General features: G+C 66.9%; 17 protein-coding genes and 1 pseudogene. 4 read left to right on the top strand and 14 right to left on the bottom strand.

Annotation, left to right across the window (positions count from 1 at the left end; translation table 11 throughout):
• Window positions 1-15: 15 nt before the first annotated feature.
• Window positions 16-1,263, bottom strand: a complete 1,248-nt coding sequence (locus IB243_RS18940) for an MFS transporter (protein ID WP_192428716.1) — start codon at window positions 1,261-1,263, stop codon at window positions 16-18.
• 74 nt (window positions 1,264-1,337) lie between these two features.
• Here IB243_RS18940 and IB243_RS18935 point away from each other — a divergent pair, with 74 nt between their 5' ends.
• Window positions 1,338-2,351, top strand: a complete 1,014-nt coding sequence (locus IB243_RS18935; protein WP_192428715.1) for an AraC family transcriptional regulator — start codon at window positions 1,338-1,340, stop codon at window positions 2,349-2,351.
• A gap of 53 nt (window positions 2,352-2,404) precedes the next feature.
• Here the strand turns inward: IB243_RS18935 and IB243_RS18930 are convergent, their stop codons facing one another.
• Window positions 2,405-2,872 carry an Lrp/AsnC family transcriptional regulator gene (locus tag IB243_RS18930; protein ID WP_057272397.1) on the bottom strand — a complete coding sequence of 156 codons (468 nt, stop codon included), beginning with the start codon at window positions 2,870-2,872 and terminating at the stop codon, window positions 2,405-2,407.
• 102 nt (window positions 2,873-2,974) lie between these two features.
• On the opposite strand from IB243_RS18930, the gene mdeB reads away from it, so the two are divergent.
• The 3 genes from mdeB to IB243_RS18915 all read left to right on the top strand — a co-directional run bounded on the left by mdeB (window position 2,975) and on the right by IB243_RS18915 (window position 6,560).
• Window positions 2,975-5,650, top strand: coding sequence for an alpha-ketoglutarate dehydrogenase (gene mdeB, locus IB243_RS18925; RefSeq protein ID WP_192428714.1), 2,676 nt, complete (start codon window positions 2,975-2,977; stop codon window positions 5,648-5,650).
• A gap of 134 nt (window positions 5,651-5,784) precedes the next feature.
• Window positions 5,785-6,204 (top strand): GNAT family N-acetyltransferase, encoded by a 420-nt coding sequence (locus IB243_RS18920; RefSeq protein ID WP_192428713.1) that lies wholly within the window; start codon window positions 5,785-5,787, stop codon window positions 6,202-6,204.
• Window positions 6,205-6,326: 122 nt separating this feature from the next.
• Entirely contained in the window at window positions 6,327-6,560 is a 234-nt protein-coding gene (locus IB243_RS18915; RefSeq protein WP_029413571.1) for a hypothetical protein, read from the top strand.
• A gap of 51 nt (window positions 6,561-6,611) precedes the next feature.
• Here the strand turns inward: IB243_RS18915 and IB243_RS27165 are convergent.
• The 12 genes and pseudogenes from IB243_RS27165 to IB243_RS18860 form a co-directional block, all read right to left on the bottom strand.
• Window positions 6,612-6,988: pseudogene (locus IB243_RS27165) on the bottom strand (hypothetical protein); the annotation flags it as partial.
• Window positions 6,948-7,922, bottom strand: a complete 975-nt coding sequence (locus tag IB243_RS18910; protein ID WP_192428712.1) for a threo-3-hydroxy-L-aspartate ammonia-lyase — start codon at window positions 7,920-7,922, stop codon at window positions 6,948-6,950. The pseudogene IB243_RS27165 and the gene IB243_RS18910, both read right to left, overlap by 41 nt.
• Entirely contained in the window at window positions 7,919-8,134 is a 216-nt protein-coding gene (locus IB243_RS27495; RefSeq protein ID WP_192428711.1) for a hypothetical protein, read from the bottom strand. The genes IB243_RS18910 and IB243_RS27495 overlap by 4 nt, the downstream gene beginning before the upstream one ends.
• Window positions 8,124-8,822, bottom strand: coding sequence for a transcriptional regulator (locus IB243_RS18900; RefSeq protein ID WP_225585043.1), 699 nt, complete (start codon window positions 8,820-8,822; stop codon window positions 8,124-8,126). Before IB243_RS18900 ends, IB243_RS27495 begins: the two co-directional genes overlap by 11 nt.
• 229 nt (window positions 8,823-9,051) lie before the next feature.
• Complete coding sequence (locus IB243_RS18895; protein ID WP_192428710.1) at window positions 9,052-11,274, bottom strand: hypothetical protein; 2,223 nt, start codon at window positions 11,272-11,274, stop codon at window positions 9,052-9,054.
• 127 nt (window positions 11,275-11,401) lie between these two features.
• Window positions 11,402-13,621 (bottom strand): hypothetical protein, encoded by a 2,220-nt coding sequence (locus IB243_RS18890; RefSeq protein WP_192428709.1) that lies wholly within the window; start codon window positions 13,619-13,621, stop codon window positions 11,402-11,404.
• Between the two features lie 267 nt (window positions 13,622-13,888).
• Complete coding sequence (locus tag IB243_RS18885) at window positions 13,889-14,722, bottom strand: zinc-dependent peptidase (RefSeq protein WP_192428708.1); 834 nt, start codon at window positions 14,720-14,722, stop codon at window positions 13,889-13,891.
• A 36-nt stretch (window positions 14,723-14,758) separates the two neighbouring features.
• Window positions 14,759-15,568: a UDP-2,3-diacylglucosamine diphosphatase gene (locus tag IB243_RS18880; protein WP_192428707.1), complete on the bottom strand. Its 810-nt coding sequence runs from the start codon at window positions 15,566-15,568 to the stop codon at window positions 14,759-14,761.
• A gap of 163 nt (window positions 15,569-15,731) precedes the next feature.
• Window positions 15,732-16,238: a peptidylprolyl isomerase gene (locus IB243_RS18875; protein WP_010460411.1), complete on the bottom strand. Its 507-nt coding sequence runs from the start codon at window positions 16,236-16,238 to the stop codon at window positions 15,732-15,734.
• A gap of 38 nt (window positions 16,239-16,276) precedes the next feature.
• On the bottom strand, window positions 16,277-16,858 hold the full coding sequence (locus tag IB243_RS18870) for a peptidylprolyl isomerase (protein ID WP_029413587.1): 582 nt from the start codon (window positions 16,856-16,858) through the stop codon (window positions 16,277-16,279).
• Window positions 16,855-18,141, bottom strand: a complete 1,287-nt coding sequence (locus IB243_RS18865; protein ID WP_192428706.1) for a L,D-transpeptidase family protein — start codon at window positions 18,139-18,141, stop codon at window positions 16,855-16,857. The genes IB243_RS18870 and IB243_RS18865 overlap by 4 nt, the downstream gene beginning before the upstream one ends.
• A gap of 84 nt (window positions 18,142-18,225) precedes the next feature.
• Window positions 18,226-19,338 (bottom strand): nuclear transport factor 2 family protein, encoded by a 1,113-nt coding sequence (locus IB243_RS18860; protein WP_192428705.1) that lies wholly within the window; start codon window positions 19,336-19,338, stop codon window positions 18,226-18,228.
• Between the last annotated feature and the right edge of the window lie 158 nt (window positions 19,339-19,496).

Below are 19,496 nucleotides of genomic sequence, written 5' to 3'. Positions count from 1 at the left end.
GTTTTGGTGGGCCGATCAAGCGGATGCTGGGCGTGGCCCGTGCCGCAGGGTCAGCAGGGTTCCCAGTGTGAGCGCTGCCAGTGCAAAGGCCGGGCCGCCCAGTGCGCCCACATGGTCCACCATCAGCCCGCCAAAGATGGCGCCGCTGGCAATGGCGATCTGGAAGGCCGCCACCAGCAGCCCGCCGGCGCCCTCGGCCTGGTCGGGTGCGGCGCGCACGATCCAGGTCTGGAATCCCACGGGGAAGGCGCCGAAGGCAAAGCCCCACAACGTGACGGCCACGGCCGTGATGGCGGCCGACTGCCCTGCGACCAGCAAGGTGGCGGCCAGCACAGCGATGACGGCGCCGCCGGCCACGATGGCCTGGCGCTCGCTGCGCCCGGCGATCCAGCCGCCCACGAAGTTGCCGAAGAAACCGCCCACGCCATAGCCCAGCAGCACGGCCGTGATAGTGGCCACCGACAGGTGGGTGACCTGCTCCATCAGCGGGCGAATGTAGGTAAAGCCGGCAAAGTGCCCTGAGATCACCAGCAGCACCGCCAGCAGCGCCACGCGCACCGGCGGGCGGCGCAGCAGCTCGCCAAGCACCTTGAGGTTGGGGTTATCGCGCGGGGGCAGGGCGGGCAGGGCCACCAGTTGCACGGCCAGCGTGATCAGGCTGATGCCGCCGGCCGCGATGAAGGCGCTGCGCCAGCCCCACAGGTCGCCCATCCAGGCGCCGATGGGCGCCGCGCATACGGTGGCCACCGACACCCCGGTGAGGATGAAGGACATGGCCCGCGCAAACAGCGAGGCTGGCACCAGCCGCATGGCCAGCGCGGCCGACATGGACCAGAAGCCGCCCAGCGCCACGCCCAGCAGCACCCGCGCCGCCAGCAGGGTGACCATGCTGCCAGCCAGGGCCGACATCAGGTTGGACAGCACCAACAGCAGCGTGAAGGCGATCATCACCAGCCGCCGGTCGATGCGGCGCGTGAGCAGCGGCAGCGACGGGGCGGCCACGGCGGCCACCAGCGCCGTCACGGTGACGGCCTGGCCGGCGGCGCCATCGCTCACGCGCAGGTCGCTGGCCATGGCGGTGAGCAGGCTGGCAGGCAGGAACTCGGCCGTGACCAGGCCGAACACCCCCAGGGCCATGGAGGCCACGGCGGCCCAGCGTGCCTCGGTGGGCTCGGGGGTGGAGTGCGGGGCGGGCGTGGCCTCGTCAACGACGGCACCGGTGGGCGCATCAAGGCAGGCGGAGCAGGAGGGAGAGGAGGACACGGGAAAGGCCTTGGGATGGATGGAAAGCCATCGTAGGGATAAGATGGCGGCGTTTCCATGCCCTAAAAGCCGATATGCTTGACTTTTTATCCAAGCCATTCAACCAGGTGCCTCAGCAGCCGTTCGCGGACCCGCCGGACCTGCTGACCCAGATCCTGCTCGGCCTGCGCCTGGATGGCGTGGAGTATGGCCGCTGCGTGCTGCACCCGCCATGGGCCATTGCCTTCCCGGCGCAGCGCTCGGCGCGCTTTCACTTCGTGGGCCATGGCGGCGCCTGGCTGCGCACGCCGGGTACCGACTGGCAGCGCCTGAACCCGGGCGATGCGGTGCTGCTGCCGCACGGCAGCTTCCACGTGCTAGCCAGCTCGCCCGACGTGCCGCCGGTGGACATCGACTCGCTGGCGCGCAAGGCCGTGTCTGAAAACATCTACCTGGTGGACGGCCGCGATGCCGGCCGCGCACCCCTGGGGGCCCCGGTCGCGCCGCCCCCGCCGTTGGCGCCCGACGTGCTCTTTAGCGGCGCACTGCGCTTCAACCTCGACCCGCTGCACCCGCTGATGGCCATGATGCCTGCCGTGATGATGGCCGGCGATCTGGCGCGGCGCGACACCACCGTGCCCGTGCTGCTCGACGCTATGGAGCGCGAGGTGGCGCAGGACCGCATGGGCGCCTGCGCCATCCTGGCGCGCCTGGCCGATGCACTGGCGGCCAGCATCATCCGCGCCTGGGTGGAATGCAGCTGTAACAGCCCCACAGGCTGGATCGCGGCGGTGCGCTGCCCGCGCATCGGCAAGGTGATCGCCGCCATCCACGCCGAGCCCGAGCGCGACTGGAACGTGCCGCTGCTGGCCGACCTGATGGGCGCTTCGCGGTCGAGCTTTTCGGAATCATTCACCCGCACCATGGGCGAGAGCCCGGCCCGCTACGTGGCCAAGGTGAAGATGTCGCAGGCCCGTCGCTGGATTGGACGCGATGGCATGCGCGTGGCCGTGGCGGCCAACCGGCTGGGCTATGAGTCCGAAGCCTCGTTCAGCCGCGCGTACAAAAGGATCATCGGCCAGCCGCCCAGCACGGCACGTGCGGGGTGATGGGTGACGGTTGATGGTTTGTGGATGGGGAGTAGGGCGCTGGAGCCTGAACGCTATGCCCGGGGCAGCGGCAGCGCTGTCTTGTAGCGCACCTGCTTGAGGGCAAAACTCGACCGGATCTTCTCCACGCCAGGAATGGGCGCAAGCTGCTCCAGGATGAAACGCTCCAGCGCACCGATGTCGGCCAGCGCCACGCGGATCAAATAGTCACTGTCGCCGCTCATCAGGTAGCACTCCATCACCTCGTCGTGCTCGGCGATGCGGCGTTCAAAGTCGGCCAGGGCTTCCTTGCTCTGCGTCTTGAGGCTGATGCTGATGAACACATTGAGCCCCAGGCCCAGCGCCGCAGCGTTGGCCAGCGCCACATAGCGGCTGATGACGCCCGCAGCCTCCAGCGCCTTCACGCGCGCTAGGCACGGCGAGGGCGACAGGTGCACGCGCCGCGCCAGCTCCACGTTGGACAAAGATCCGTCAGCCTGCAGCTCGGCCAGAATGCGCACATCGAGGGTGTCCAGTTTCATGTGCTGCAGTTTATGGGTTTTGCGGCACAAAATGCCATGGTGGCGATGGACGGAAGCCAGAACGGCAACTCATTTGGGCGAAGCCTCGCTACAGTGGTCACCATGAACGCCCTCACCCCCCACGCCCTGCTGCAGCAAGCCCCCGGCGCCACCCCGGACGCCGACCCCGAAGAAACCGCCGAATGGCGCGATGCCTTCCTGGCCCTGGTCGCGACCGAAGGGCCCGAGCGCGCGCGCTTCATGCTGCAGGAAATGGTGCGCCTGGCGCGGGCCCAGCGCTTGGGCTGGCATCCCGACCTGAACACGCCGTACGTGAACACCGTGGCCGTGCAGGACCAGCCCGTCTTCCCCGGCGACCTGGCCATCGAGGAGCGCGTGGCCTCCATCGTGCGCTGGAACGCGCTGGCCATGGTGGTGCGCGCCAACCAGGCCTATGGCGAGCTGGGCGGCCACATTGCCAGCTACGCCAGCGCGGCCGACCTGTTCGAGAGCGGCTTCAACCACTTCTTCCGGGCCCGTGAAGGCCTGGGCGAGGGGCAGCACCGGGGCGACCTGGTGTTCTTCCAGCCGCACAGCGCGCCCGGCGTGTATGCGCGGGCGTTCCTCGAAGGGCGCTTGAGCGAGCAGGACCTGATGCACTACCGCCAGGAACTCACGGCGCCGGGCGCGGGTGCGCAGGGCCTGTCGAGCTACCCGCACCCCTGGCTGATGCCGGACTTCTGGCAGTTCCCCACCGGGTCGATGGGCATCGGTCCCATCAGCAGCATTTATCACGCGCGCTTCATGCGCTACCTCACGCACCGCAATCTGCTCGATTGCACCAACCGCAAGGTCTGGGGCGTGTTCGGCGACGGCGAGATGGACGAGCCCGAGAGCATGAGCGCGCTGACCCTGGCCGCGCGCGAGGGCCTCGACAACCTGGTCTGGGTGGTCAACTGCAACCTGCAGCGCCTGGACGGCCCGGTGCGCGGCAACGGCCGCATCATCGACGAGCTGGAGCGCCTGTTCGCCGGCGCGGGCTGGAACGTGGTCAAGCTGGTCTGGGGCAGCGACTGGGACGGCCTGTTCGCCCGCGACCTGACCGGTGCGCTGGTGCGCACGCTCGAAGGCACGGTGGACGGCCAGATGCAGACCTTTGCCGCCAAGGACGGGCGCTTCAACCGCGACAACTTCTTCGGCCAGAACCCCGAGCTCGCGGCCCTGGCCCAGGGCATGACGGACGAGCAGATCGACCGCCTCAAGCGCGGCGGGCACGACCTGGTGAAGATCCACGCCGCGTATGCCGCGGCCGCACGCCACCAGGGCCAGCCTACGGTGATCCTGGCGCACACCAAGAAGGGCTACGGCATGGGCACGGCCGGGCAGGGCAAGATGACCACGCACAGCCAGAAGAAGCTCGACGAGACCGACCTCATCGAGTTCCGCAACCGCTTCAACCTGCCGCTCACCGACGAGCAGGCCACGAGCCTCGCGTTCTTCAAGCCCGCGGAAGACAGCCCCGAGATGCGCTACCTGCGCAGCCACCGGCAAAACCTGGGCGGCTATCTGCCGCGCCGCGACACTACCTGCGAGGTGCTGCCCGTGCCGCCTATCGAGGGCTATGCACAGTTCGCGCTGCAGGCCGATGGCAAGGAGATGAGCACCACCATGGCCTTCGTGCGCATGCTGGGCGGCCTGCTCAAGGACGCCACGCTGGGCCCGCGCATCGTGCCCATCGTGGCCGACGAGGCGCGCACCTTCGGCATGGCCAATTTGTTCAAGCAGGTCGGCATCTACAGCAGCGTGGGCCAGCGCTATGCGCCCGAGGACATCGGCTCGGTGCTGAGCTACCGCGAGGCGCTGGACGGCCAGATCCTGGAAGAGGGCATCAGCGAGGCCGGCGCCATCGCCAGCTGGACGGCCGCGGCCACCAGCTACACGGTGCACGGCCTTGCCATGCTGCCGTTCTACATCTACTACTCGATGTTCGGCTTTCAGCGTGTGGGCGATGCCATCTGGGCGGCTGCCGACCAGCGTGCGCGCGGCTTCCTGCTGGGCGCCACGTCGGGCCGCACCACGCTGGGTGGCGAGGGCCTGCAGCACCAGGACGGAAGCAGCCACCTGGTGGCCGCGACCATCCCCAACTGCAAGGCCTACGACCCGGCCTATTCGGGTGAGATGGCCGTCATCATCGACGCCGGCATGCGCGAAATGGTGACCGAGCAGCGCGACGTCTTTTACTACGTCACGCTGATGAACGAGAACTACGCGCAGCCCGATCTGCCCGCCGGCGCGGCAGAAGGCGTGCTGCGCGGATGCTATGTTTTTAAGAGCTACTCACGCTTGTCAGATAAGCGCGAGAGCACGACTTCATCAAAATCCGTCACTTTGATGGGCTCAGGCGCCATCCTGACCGAGGTGGTGAAGGCCGCCGAACTTCTGGCCGCCGAGGGCGTGGAGGTGACGGTGATCAGCGTGACCAGCTGGAGCGAGCTGGCGCGTGATGGCGTGGCGTGCGAGCAGCGTGCCATCGCGGGAGAAGATAAGCCGGGTACCCCCTGGCTTGCAGGGCAACTGGCCGCCACGAGCGGACCGGTGATCGCTGCGACCGACTATGTGCGTGCCGTGCCCGAGACGGTGCGCGCCTTCGTGCCCGAGGGGCGCAAGTACCTGACGTTGGGGACCGATGGGTTCGGGCGCAGCGATACGCGGGCTGCGTTGCGGGCGTTCTTTGGGGTGGATGCGGATGCGGTGGTGCGGGCTGCGAAGTTTGCGATGGGGGCTGCGGCCGCCCGATGAGCATGCAGGGCGCAAGCCTTTCGTCGGGATGATCGATGGCCGCATACAGGGTGGCAAGCGTGGTGCGCTACGCTTGCCACCCTGTGTTTTGTTTGCCTTTGTTCCCTATGATCCAGCCCTTTGCCACTGTGGCCTTGACCGCCGAGAACATCGCCGGCTGTGCGGACTTGTACCTGGGCGTTTTCAACGCACCGCCCTGGAACGATGGATGGGAGCGTGCAGCCGTGGTGGAGCGGCTCGCGGCATTCATGGCCTTTCCGGCTGCGCGTGGAATGGCCTTGCTGATCGAGGAGGCTCCGGTCGCGATGGTGTTGGGATGGAAAGAGCGGTGGGTGAACGGATGGACGTTTCACATCAAGGAGATGTGCGTTGCCGGGCATATGCAGCGGCAAGGCGCTGGGTCTGCGCTGATGCGCGCGTTGGAGGATGTGTTGCGGCGCGACGAAGTCGTGAGCATGAACTTGCAGACCTTGGAGGAGGTGCCGGCGTTTGGGTTCTATGAGGGCTTGGGCTATCGCAAGGGGCGGGTGGTGATGCTGGGGAAGAGGCTGTAGCTTTTCCCGCGCTTGTGTGCGTGTCATGGGCGCACGGTTTTGTCGCGCAGTCGGGGAACCCCCAGTGCCCGCGGGACATGAGCGTTCCTACACTGGTGTTGCAGCAACCGTTGGAGGGCACCATGGCAAACGTCACGTGGGACCACGATCCACCTACCACCTGGATAGCGACAGTGAGCGGGCAAGCCGTCTGCTTCGTCAAGCGCAAAGATATTGGCGGTTGGACAGCGGGCTGGACGGATGAGCGTTTGTGGCCGGCACCCTCCCATCTGCCGAAGGCCCTGCCCCAGGCCACGCGGTTTTTCAGCAGCCTGGAAGAAGCCAAGCTGGCGGTGGAGCACGCGCTGTCGCCCTGAGCGTCGCCGTCCGGGCCAAGTTCTTTGGGGCTTCTGTACCGTGGCGGTACTACCGCGCTGCGGCCCCGCCAGCACCTGCGGCAGTTTGTGCGGCACCATCATGCCCACCGGATGGAGGATGTCGGTCACGCCGCCCGCAAAAAACTGCCCGGATTCTTTGGGTGTGGACACCGTGATGCACTGCGCACCCACCGCCACCTGGCGCGCGTCACGGCGGTGCATTTGGCGGTTTTGGCGTGCGCGCGAAACCGCACGCCCAGTGCATTCATGGGTTGCTGCATGTGGGCGATGTTGCGCGGCAGCTCAATGAGGGCCGCAGGCGTGTCGATGCCGGAGAGCGGGCTGTTTGTGTGCAGGGGCAGGTCCTGGCGGCAAGGCGGGCTCGGGTTACGCAGACACCAGCGCACTGAACCGAGCCAGATCCACATTGCCGCCGCTGATGAGCACTCCCACCCGCTGGCCCTTGAGTTCATCGCGCATGGCCCGCGCGGCTGCAAAGCCCAGGCAGCCTGTGGGTTCCACGATGAGCTTCATGCGTTCGGCAAAGAACCGCATGCCGTCCACCAGTTGTTCGTCCGTCACGGTCAGGATGTCGTCCACATCGCGCCGGATGATGGGGAAGGTGATGTTGCCCAGGTGCTGGGTCTGCGCGCCGTCGGCAATCGTCTGCGGGGTGTCGATGTGCACGATGGCGCCGCTGCGAAACGACTGCTGGCCGTCGTTGCCTGCTGCGGGTTCCACGCCATACAGCTTGGTGTGGGGCGACAGCGCCCGCGTGGCCAGGGCCGAGCCCGACAGCAGGCCTCCGCCACCCAGGCAGACGAAGAAGGCATCCAGCGGGCCCACCTCCTCGAACAGCTCCTTGGCCGCTGTGCCCTGGCCGGTCAGCACGTCGGCATGGTCGTAGGGCGGGATCAGGGTCAGCCCATTGCGTTCGGCCAGGTCGCGCGTGATCTGCTCGCGGTCTTGCGTGTATCGGTCGTAGAAAACCACGTTGGCGCCGTAGCCTTGGGTGGCGGCCACCTTGGCGGCAGGCGCGTCTTGTGGCATCACGATGGTGGCAGGGATGCCCAGCTCGCGCGCGGCCAGCGCAATGCCCTGTGCGTGGTTGCCGGACGAGAAAGCGACCACGCCCGCCTTGCGCTGCACCGCGTCAAATTGGGCCAGTGCGTTGAACGCACCCCGGAACTTGAAGGCACCCATGCGCTGCAGGTTCTCGCACTTGAAGAACACCTGTGCACCCCACTCGGCGTTGATGGTGCGCGATGTGAGCACGGGCGTGCGGTGGGCATGGCCTGCTATGCGGCCGGCAGCGGCCACCACATCGTCGTAGGTAGGGAGAGCAGAAGGGGCAGTGGTCATGGGAAGGGGCCGATGGGATGAAAAAGAGAGTGGAGGTCGCCCAGTTCGGTGCAGGGCTGGTTGGGCTCCCATTGCGCTTCGCCAATAGACCGGGACTGTGCGGCGTTATCCACGAACAGCCGGGTGCGGGGCAGCAGGCCGCTGATCTGGTGGGTGTCCAGCAGCAGAAGCTGGGCCTGCGTGCCAGGATGGGCAGGGCGACTACTTGGCATCGCCGTACACCGTGGCACGCGAGACGCCCAAATGCTGCGCCACCACTTCCATCGCGCGGCGAACTTCCATGCAGCCCGAGTCCTTCAGCTCGCGCAGCAGGGCGCGCCGCTCTACGGCCTTGAGCGCACGCGGTGCGGTGGACAGGCGCGCAGCGAACTGGTCGATGCGCTGGCGAATGGCATCGACGCCCGCTGGGTCCAGCGACTCGCTGAGCCCGGTGTCTCCATCGATGGACGTGAACTGGCCCACCACGCTTTGCAGGCTGCGAAACAGGGTAAGGTCCACGTTGAGGCACAGCGCTGCGACGTAGTTGCCCGCTGTGTCCTTGATGCCCACAGACGTGCTCTTGGCCTGGCGGCCGTCGGCAAACTGGTTGGCATAGTTGGCAATGACCTGCGGGTAGTCGGGGTCGGCAATGCGCGCCAGGCCCAGCTCGGTGGTGGGGTCGCCCACGCCACGGCCCGACAGGTTGTTGTGGATGGCGAGGATGGAATGCTTGGGGTCCAGCAAGTCATGCACCACCACCTCGCAAAACGGGGCAAAGGTGGCGGCCAGGCCTTGGGCGACCTGTTCGATCTGGCTCAGCAGTGCGGCCTGGTCGGGAGTGCGCTTCGGGGCGCGGGTGGTGGGTGCACGCTGGGCTGCGCCTGCGGGCGGGGGCAGTCGATTGGACTTCTTGTCTGGCATTTCGACAATTTATCTAAAAATGGATAAATTGTCAAAATCTGGAAAAATTGTCTAGATAGTGTCTGATCTGGCTGCCGGGGTGAGCCCGTGTCGGGGGGCTGCAGCACCTTGCCCGTGAGCCAGCGCCATTGCGCACTGGTGCCGTGTGGGCAACTGCACCGCAGTGCTCGCGATGGATTGCCCACGCGGCCCGTGGCGCCTCTGGGCGCCACGGGCCGCAATCCATTCGTCAAGGCAGTTTGACGGCCGCCACCGCATTTGACGTGGAGACATAGAGCGTAGCGCCACTGATGGCGATGCCTGCGGGCTCGTCGATGAAGCCGGGCAGGTTTCCCGCCGCAAAACCCTTGTTCCAGCGCTGGCCCACCAGGGTGCTGACCTGGCCGTCGGCGCCGATCTTGCGCACGACGCGGTTGCGCGGGTCGGTGACGTAGACATTGCCGCTGGCATCGGCGGCCAGCCAGGCGTGCGAGTCCGAAATGGGCGCGCCGGTGTCCACCGTCAGCTGCGCCGAGGCGGCCGGGCCGTCCACCAGCCCAGGCGGCAGGTCTGCACGGCCGGCGATGGTGCTCACCATCCCGGCGGGTGTGATCTTGCGGATGGTGGGCCCCACGCCGGTGATGTTGTGGTAGCGGCCGTCCACCACATACAGGTTGCCTGTAGGGTCGATGGTCATTTGGCCCAGCGCCGAGAACTGCGCCGAAGCGGCCGGGCCGTCCGCGTGCCCGCGTGCGTTGGGGTTGCCCGCAAATACGCTGACAGCGCCGGTTGGGGTGATCTTGAAGATCACGCTCCGCAGGGACACTGCATACACGGTGCCGCCGCTGTCGGCGGCCATGCCCGTCAGCCCCTCGAGCAGAAAGCCGGGTATCGCATCGAAAGCGGCGGTGAGGTCGGCGAACACCGTCACGTTACCGGCAGGGCTCGTCTTCAGGATGCGCTTGAAGTCGAAAGAGTAGATGTTGCCGGCCCCGTCGACGGACAGCGGCGCTGAGCCGCAGAAGGCCACGTCGTTGATCGGCCCCGTGACCTGCGCGCACGGGTTCTTGGCCCGGCCCAGCGTGGCCACCGTGCCATCGGATTGCACGGTACGCAGCGCGGCGTTGTTGCGGTCGCGCACGTACAGCGTGCCCGCCTTGTCCACCGCGAGCGCGCCGGGGCTGTCAAAGCGCGCCGCACTGCCGCGGCCGTCGGCATGGCCGGGCAGGGGGGCGGTGCCCACCTGCAGGTCGGGCGCACCGCTGGCCGCCGTGCGGTAGATGACCGTGTAAGTTTGGAAGGTCCTGGAGGCGCTGCTTTCCGTGACGAGGAAACGGCCCTGGGCGTCCACCGCCAGGCGCTTGCTCGCGCAAAACGCGGGTGGCAGGCCGTCGGCCCCGAAATCGCAGTTCGCCGCACGCCGCACCGTGGTCACTGAGCCGTCCGCCGCGATCTCGCGCAGCGGGGTGCCGGAGGACCGGTCCAGAACAAACACCCGGTTGGTGCGGTCCACCGCAATGGCCTGCAGTTCGCCGAACTTGGCCGCACTGGCCGCGCCGTCTACATAGCCCGTGTTGTTGAGGGCCACCGTGCCCGACAGCACCGTGGCTTGGCCGTTGGGCGCAAATTTCCGCACCACATGGTCGTTGGGGTCGGCTGCGTACAGCGCGCCGGTGGAGTCGGTTGCCAGATGCACCGGGTACAGGCGGTCGGGGTTGTTGCGCCCAAAGCCTGGAGTGGGGTACTGGCTCGCCCTGAAAATGACCGTCGTGACCACCCCTGCAGACGTGATCTTGCGGATGGGGTTGCCAGTGGGCTCCTGCGGAAGCGCTTGGGTCAAGGGCGCCCACTCCGAAACATACACATTGCCGTCCCGATCGACCGCAATGCTGGTGGGGCTGCACAACGTTGCCGCCGTGCCTGTGCCGTCGGCATTGCCGCACACGCCCTCCTGGCCTGCCAGCGTGGTGACGTTGCCGGAAGCGTCGATCTTGCGCACCAGGTGGTTGCCGGTGTCGGCCACATAGGTGTTGCCCGCCGCGTCCACGGCCACGGCCTGCGGCGCGTTGAAGCGTGCGGCGGTGCCTGCGGCGTCCAGATACCGTGGCCCCGGGCTGCTGGCATCGCTGCGGGTGGGGCCGCCGCCCACGAAGGTGGTGAGTTGCCCGGTGGGCGAAAGCCTGCGAATGGTGTGGTTGCCTGGATCGGCAATCAGCACGTCGCCGTTGGATGCCAGTGCCATCCCGCCGCTTTCCGTGCTGATCTTGGCTGCGGTCCCCTGGCCATCCTGCGTGCCCGGCCCCTCGGTCGTACCGGCCAGAAGGGCAAGGGGAGTGGATGGGGGCGGAGGCGGCGGCGGGGGCGGGGGCGACGTGTCGCCAGAGCCTCCGCCGCAGGACACGAGCGCCGCAACGGCCAGGGATGCCAACAGCGCGATGGGCGGCCGAGGGACACTAAACAGGGAACCTTGCATGGTGGTGTTCCTTTGGGATGAATGAAGGGGTCTGGAACGTGCGGCGGGGGCCGCACGCCGGTGTGTCGATGTGACGATGGCCATCGCGCATTGGGCGGCGCTGTACCGCGCTGCGCGCGTGGCAGGCTCATTGCGCCGGCAGCTTCACCTGCGCCACGGCGTTGGGCATGGAGAAATAGAGCATGTTGTCGCGCACCGCAATCCCCGCCGGCCGGTGGATGAGGCCTGGCAGATCACCCGCCGCAAAGCCGGATGCGCCGAACTGTCCCGCCAGCGGGCTGACCCGGCCGTCCGGGGTGATGCGGCGGACCACGTGGTGGGCGCCGTCGGTGATGTAGACATTGCCCTGTGCGTCCACGGCAAGCGCGGCCGTCTGCTGCGGGTACCTGAAGCCCAGGTCCACCGTGAACAATGCGGCGGCGCCCGTGCCGTCCGCGTAGCCCGGCGCAGCCCCGGGGTTGCCTGCCAGGGTGCTGACCATGCCCGAGGGTGTGATCTTGCGGATCGTGGGCCCGATCTTGTTGACTTCATGGAACAGACCGTCAACAACATACAGGTTGCCGGCAGCATCTGTGGCCATGTTGCCCAGCGCGGAAAACTGCGCCGCCGCACCCTGTCCGTCCGCATGCCCGACGGTGCCCAGGCTGCCGGCGAGCAGGGTCACCTCGCCCTTGGCATCGATCTTGTGAATGGTGCCTTTGAACGTGGACACGTAGACATTGCCCGTCCGGTCGGCGGCGATGCCCGAGGCCACGCTGGTGAAGAAGGTCGGTACCTTGTCCAGCAAAGGCTTGAGGTCCGCCCACAGCTCTGACCGGCAAGCGCTGGTCTTGAAAACGCGCGCTTCCTGGAGGGTGTAGAGAGCGCCCGCGCCATCGGTGGTCAGGGGCGCGGTAAAACTGGAGAGCACCTCGCTGCCCAGCCCGCCCACCGTGGTGCAGTGCCCGCCCGGCGTACCCAAGGTGCGCACCACGCCGTCCGGCATCACGGTGCGCAGCGACCGGTTGCCGTCATCGCGCACGTACAGCGTGCCCGAAGGGCTCCACGCCAGGGCTCCGGGAGCGTCAAACCGGGCGCTGCCGCCCTGACCGTCGTCCGCGCCCGGCGCGGAGGCAAGACCGGCCACCAGGGTCGACGTGCCCTGGGGTGAGTAGCTGCGCAGCTGCGAGTACTGGAACGTGTTGCCTTGCATCCCGTATTCGGAGACAAGGAAGCTGCCATCGGGCCTGACCGTCATCTGGTTGGCGAGGCACAGGCTGCCCGGCGCACGGGACTCGGTGCATCCCTGTGCGCGAACCAGAGTGATTGCGCTTCCGTCTCTGCCAATGCGGCGGATGGCCGGCAGGCCCGTGTTGTCCAGCACGAACAGGCGGTCTGCCGTGTCGAACGCCATCGCCTTGAAGGCGCCGAACTTCGCCTGCGAGGCCGTGCCGTCGGTGGTGCCCTGGTTGTTGGGGCCGACGGTGCCCGACACCACAGTGGCCTGGCCGTCGGTCGCATACCGGCGCACCACGTGGTCGTTGGGGTCGGCGGCATACAGGGCGCCCGTGGAGTCGGTGGCCAGATGTACCGGGTAGTAGATCTGGATCGGGGGGCCGGAGAAAAAGATGGACGTCGGGTACTCACTGGCCTTGCTGGTCAGTGTGCTCACCTGGCCGGTGGTTGAGATCTTGCGGATTGGATTGGCGGCGGACAAGGTGGTCGACGATGGCCTGGTTTCCGCCACGTACACGGTACCGGCCTTGTCCACGGCAATGCTGGAAGGCCGGCAGAACGTCGCGGTGTCGGACGTGCCATCCTGGTTGCCGCACACGCCCGGCTTGCCAGCCAGAGTGGTCACCGCTCCGGTGGGGCTGATCCTGCGCACCAGGTGGTTTTCCGTGTCGGCCACATACATGTTGCCGGCGGTGTCCACCGCGACCGCCTTGGGCTGGTAGAAGCGGGCAGCGGGGCCGTCGCCGTCGGCATGGTTGGACACGGCGCCGGTGCGCACCCAGCCGCCACCTCCTGCCACGGTGGTGATGTGCGCGGAGCCGGCGTTGAGCTTGCGCACCCGGTGGTTGCCCGTGTCCAGGAAAACCACGTCACCTTGGGGCGTGACGGCCATGCCCCCCACATCGACCCCCACGCGGGCGACGCCCGGGGCGGGCCCGTCCTGGGTGCCCGCGCCATCGGCATTGCCCGCCAGCAGCGACAGGGCCGTGGCCGGGGCCGGAGGAGGGGGTGGAGGGGCCGAAGGCCCCGAAGAATCCCCGGAACCACCACCGCAAGCATTGAGCAATGTGACCACCAATGCGGCCAGCGCGCCAACGCGCCTGAGCCGATCCCCGGATGAAATGCCAGACATGAAAACTCCCAGATATCGTTCGTTAGTGACACCATGCAGCTATGGCGGCGGAGGCACAACAGTAGCGCCTCATTAGAAAATGAAGCGCAAAAAGGCAGGTCTAAGGCTCAAATCGTTTCAAACAGAAACACAATTCTTCGCCAAACCCGTCAAGCGCATGCGTGGGTTGCCCAAAAGGCTGCTGGGTCGCCCAAGGCAATTGCTTTGGTGTAGCAAGTTCGGCGGGGGAGTTGCAGGGGTTTGTTGCACCCTCGCTCTGGGCTTTTGTTAGGAGCGGGCGGAATCTTCAGTCACAAAGAACGCGTCCAGCACCGGCATCAGCCCCGGAAACTCCTGCGCAAACCGATCCCGGTTCACAAAATATGCCTCGCAGGCCACCGCAAAGAACTCGGACTGCGATGTGGCCCCATACGCGTCCAGCCAGGGTCGTTCGGCGCCAAAGCGCTCGGCCAGGATCACACGCTCGCGGAACTGTTCATAGGCTGGCTCCCAGGCATTCCACCAGGCCTCGTAGGCAGCGCGGCCAGTGCGGGCACCCAGGAAACCAGCGGGCAACGGTGGGCAGCCATTGGCCTCGCCGCTGCGCATGTCGAGCTTGTGAACGAACTCGTGCACCACCACGTTGTGGCCGCGCTCAGTGCTCTCACGCCCGTTGGAGGCGTGCTCCCAGCTGAGCATGATGGGGCCGCGTTCCATGGCCTCGCCCAGCAGCACCTGCGTGTGCTCATGCACCACACCGGCTTCGTCCACCGTCTGGCGGCGTGCCACCGCCTCGCCGGGGTGCAGCACGATGGTCACGAAATCGTCGTACCAGTCCAGCGCCTTCGCCGGGTCGCCCCAGTGCAGCAGGGGCAGGCAGGCCTGCGCCGCAATGTCGATGGCCATGGCGTCGGTCACCGCCAGGCCGTGGGCACCGTGGAATTCCTTGTGGTGCAGGAAGAGGGCGCTGAGCGCGCGCAGTTTGGCCTGGTCATGCAGCGACAGCGCCGCCAAAAAGGGGTAGCGCCGGAGGGTCTGCAGCCACAGGGCGGCGGAGATGTCGGGCACAGGGGCCACCGTGGCGCGGACACGGCTCCAGAGCCGGTTGAAAAGAGGTGGCATGGCGATCGAGCAGCGGGAAGTGAAACCCCGCACAGTTCAGGATCGCTCGTACATGGGGGCCAGGGGAAGCCGTTCCAAGCCCGCATGGGACAAACGCAGTATTTCCGCGCGGGGCGGGAATGCTGCAGCGTCCCAGTCGCTCAGCACCACGCGCTGCAGGTTCGAAGCCAGCTGATGGTCGGCCGGGCGGTGGGTGTGCCCGTGGACCAAGGTGTTTGCCTGGGCCGCCTGCAGCCAGGCGATGGCTGTGGGGCCGTCTACGTCGGCGTAGGTGACGCCGGACTGCTTGCGCGCCTCGCTCTCCTGGCGGATGCCGCGTGCCTGCGCACGGCGGGTGGCCAGGGGCTGTGCCAAAAACTGCTGTTGCCATTCGGCGCTGCGGGCCTGCAAACGAAAGCGCTGGTACTCGACATCGTCCAGGCACAGCAGGTCGCCATGGCTGAGCACGAAGCGCTGGCCAGCGAAGGTCAACACGGTCGGGTCTGCCAGGCCCGTGATGCCACACTGCGCAAGGAACGCTGGGCCCGCCAGAAAGTCGCGGTTGCCGTGCATGAAATACACGGGCTGGCGCTGGGCTGCCGCCCTGAGGGCCGCGCAGCCCTCGGCCTCAAAGCTGCCGTTCTCGGCAATGGCGTCGTCGCCCACCCAGACCTCGAACAGATCACCCAGGATGAAGAGGGCATCCGCTTCGGTGGTTGCCAGGTAGTGCTGCCACGTGGCCACAGTGGCGGGCTCGCTGGCCTGCAGGTGCAGGTCCGAAATGAATTCGACCGTGCGCCAGTGCGAGGGAGCGGCAAGCTCCTCGAACCGGGGCACGGTCGTCACGGCGGGGCCTGAATGGTTCATTCCTTGCGCTGCAGCGTGCAACTGGCGGCCGACACTGGCGCGGCCTCGGCGGCAGACGCCGAGCAAGGGCCGCCCCGCAGCGAGGGCGTCGTCCCCCTTCCCGCAGCGCGCAGCGTTGCGTGAGAAAGGAGAAAGCGCGCAGCGCCACAGGGGGATGCCATGCTCAGAGGGCGACGGCCTTCTCGATGATCACGTCTTCCTTCGGCACGTCGTCGTGGAAACCCTTGCGGCCGGTCTTCACGGCCTTGATCTTGTCCACCACGTCGGCGCCGCCAACCACCTTGCCGAACACGGCATAACCCCAGCCCTGGGCCGAGGGGGCGGTGTGGTTCAGGAAGCCGTTGTCGGCCACGTTGATGAAGAACTGCGCGGTGGCCGAGTGGGGGTCGCTGGTGCGGGCCATGGCCACGGTGTAGTTGGCGTTCTTCAGGCCGTTGTTGGCTTCGTTCTCAATAGGCGCGTCAGAGTTTTTCTGGTTCATGCCGGGCTCAAAACCGCCGCCTTGCACCATGAACCCGGGGATCACGCGGTGGAAGATGGTGTTGTTGTAGTGGCCCTTGTTCACATACGACAGGAAGTTGGCCACCGACTTGGGGGCCTTGGCTTCGTCGAGTTCGAGGGTGATGACGCCGTAGCCGGCAATGTGCAGTTCGACTTGGGGGTTGCTCATGGCAAGGTTCTTTCGATCAATGAATCAACAAAAAGGGATTACTTCACCAGCGTGGCGGAGTTGATGGTGACTGGGGTGGTGGGCACGTTCTGGTGCGGGCCCTTGTTGCCCGTGGCCACAGCCTTGATCTTGTCGACCACGTCGTTGCCGCTCACCACTTTGCCGAACACGGCATAACCATGGCCGTCCGGGCTGGGGGCGTTGAGCATGGCGTTGTCCTTCACATTGATGAAGAACTGCGACGTGGCGGAGTTGGGGTTGCCCGTGCGCGCCATGGCGATGGTGTAGTTGTCGTTCTTGAGGCCGTTGCTGGCTTCAAGGGGAATCGGGGCCTTGGTGGGCTTGGGGATCAGGTCGGCGGTGAAGCCGCCGCCCTGGATCATGAAGCCGTCGATCACGCGGTGGAACACTGTGCCGTCATAGTGCTTGTCCTTGACGTAGCCCAGGAAGTTCTCGACCGTCTTGGGCGCCTTGGCAGGATCGAGCTGGACCACGATGTCGCCCATCGAGGTGGACAGCTTGACCTTGGGGGCATCCTCCGCATGCACGGATGCTACTGAAAACATAGCTGCTAGCGCAACACTGGCAAGCGCCAGGGTCGAATTTCTTCTGGAAATCATCCAATCACTCCTTCGAAAAATATCTGCCATTGTTGGCCCCGCCGCGCCCAGTACTGGCGCTTGACGGGGCCCGTGCGGGCGCCTTCGGCGACTTCGCCGAACGTTACCACCATGGTGTCGGCGGAATCTGTCCAGCGCAGGTAAGACTTGTCCTTGAGGTGTAGTTCCCGGCCCCGCAGTGCGCGGGTCTCGGTCTTGAGCACCTGGGACCATTCTTCCAGCGGCTTCTTGCGGTAGCTCTGGAAATCCGGTGCGTAAAAGCCCAGCAGGCGCTTCATGTCGCCTTCGGTCTTGGCGCTGCGCCAGGCGTTGAGCACCGCGTCGAAAGACTTGCGGTCTGCCTGAACGGCGTGCGGTGCCACCCACTGCAGCTGGCGGGCGATGACCACGGGCGTGGAGCGGGGCTCCACGGTGCGCAGAATGCGTTCCAGGTCGGGGTTGGCCAGCACCAGGCAACCATCGGTGGCCAGCGGGGCGCGGGCGAACTGGTCGGGCGGCGTGCCGTGCAGCCAGATGCCGCTGCCAGTCTTGCCCCGGCTCTGGTCCAGGGGGTTGGGGTAGTTGATGGGCAGGGCGCCTGCGCCGTAGAAGTCCTTGAGCGTGGCGGGGTCCAGCCGGCTGGTGATGAAGTAGACCCCGAGCGGCGTGCGCTGGTCGCCTTCCAGGTTTTTCTCGATGCCCAGCTTGCCCACCGAGGCGTAGTAGTCCGCAATCAGCTGCAGGCCCTTGGGGGTGTTCTCGAAAAGATACAGGCGTGAGCGCGAAGCGTCCACGGCAATCGCATGGCGCGAGCGGGGCGAGAGCTCCAGGAACTGGGCGGGAATGCTGTGTGCTGGCGGGCGGCTGCGTTGGGCGTCCACGCGCTGGCGCGATTCGTTGCGCAGTTCTTCCAGGGTGGTGGCCGCCTGAAGACTGCGCGCCGAATCGGGTTCTGGCACATCGCCCATGCGGCGGATGGGCCGCGTGCGTGACATCAGCAGGTCGCCCACGGCCAGCTGCGCGAGCTGGAAGTTGGGATAGTCGCGCGCCAGGGTTTCGGCCTGGGCCAGCGCCTCGCGGCTACGGCCTTCCGCGATGAGCTTGTAAACCGCCAGCAGGCGTGCTTCCGCCTGCCCGTCGCGCAGATCGGGCGACTTGGCGGCGGCCGGTTCTGCCGCAGAGGAGAGGGCTGTGCGGCCGACCTTGCCGCTCTGGGCGTGCGCGGGCGCCGCCTGCAGCAGTGCGGCGAGGAAAAAAGTGCCAGCCGCGGCACGGCGGCCTGGTGCGGACAGCTCCACAAACATGCGCGGTTTCAGGTTCAGGCCTTCAGGGGCGGGCCGCAGAAAACGCCCGCGCTGCAGGCGCAGGCCCGGCGTCGGGGCTCAAGGTCAACCGCCGGTGGATTCGCGGACGATGGTCCAGCGGCCGTTGTGGTTCACCAGATCCAGCGTCTTGCGGCTGGTTACGTTGAGAGCATCGGCGGTGTAGGCCTGGCGAAAGCGGGCAGTGGCCTTGCTGCCATTGACCGCAACGCTGATATCGGACAGCTGGACGCTGATCTTGGATTTGCCCACGATGCGGGCCTCGCGCTCTTTTTCCCAGACGGCGCGCGTCTGGCGACCGGGTGGATCGAAGGATTTGTCGTAGGCACCCAGGTAGCCTGGCATGTCTTTGGAGGACCAGGCGGTGGCCCATGCCTGCACGGCGGATGTGACGGCCTGGACGGTGGCAGTGTCGCTCGCCGCTGCTGGGGCGGTGGCGGGTGCTGCGGCAGCCGCCTGGGTTTGGGCTGTCGCAGGAGCGGGTGTAGCGGCGGGAGCTGGCGCTGGTGCCGGTGTGGGGGCTGCCGCCGGGGCCGGGGCCGGTGCAGGCGCTGGGGCGGCTGCGGTTGGCGCGGGCCGCTGCGTGGCCACTATGGCGGGGGCCGGCGCGGTAGCGGGGGCGGTGGCAGCCGGACGGCCTGGCTTGCCGGTGGCATCGGGTGCGAACAATTCGCGGATCAGCGCCAGCTTGGGTTTGACGGAATTGGCATTGGTGGCATCGAGCTGCAGCGCCTTGTTGTACGCCTGGCTGGCGAGCTTGGCGTAGATGTCGCCGAGGTTCTCGTGGGCGGTGGCGTAGCTGGGGTTGGTGCGGATCGCCATCTCCAGCGCCGTGCGGGCCTTGTCCAGCTGGTTCTGGTTGGCGTAAAGCACTGCCAGGTTGTTATAGGGCTCGGGCAGCTCGGGATACTCTTCCGTCAGCTTGGTGAAGGTGGTGATGGCATCGGCGGGCTTGCCCGAATCTGCCTGCGCCACGCCGCGCAGGAAGCGCAGCTGCGGGTCGCGTGGGTTGGCTGCCAGGCGCTGGTCGGCCTTGGCGAGCGCGTCGGTGGGCTTGCCGGCCTTGATCAGCTGGGTGATTTCCGTGTAGTCGTCGGCCTGGGCCGCGCCAGTGCCCACAAGCGCGGTCAGTGCCAGCAGGCGCAGGAGGCGTGGAAGTGTGCGGCGGACTTGCTTCATGGGGGCTTCAAAGGTGTTGGGCAGCGTCTGTCCCGGGCGGGGGCTTATACTGCGGCGGATTGTAGCTGAGGGGGTTGTCATGACGGTACGCTGTTGCCGCGGGTGATTTCGCTGGACGCCCCTCGCTGGGCCAACCCCCACCAAGGGGCCGCCGCCCC

The sequence above is a fragment of the Acidovorax sp. ACV01 genome (assembly GCF_014851495.1).
GTDB lineage: Bacteria > Pseudomonadota > Gammaproteobacteria > Burkholderiales > Burkholderiaceae_C > Acidovorax > Acidovorax radicis.
Note: the sequence above shows the minus strand (reverse complement) of the source record. Positions and strands in the feature narration are given on the sequence as shown.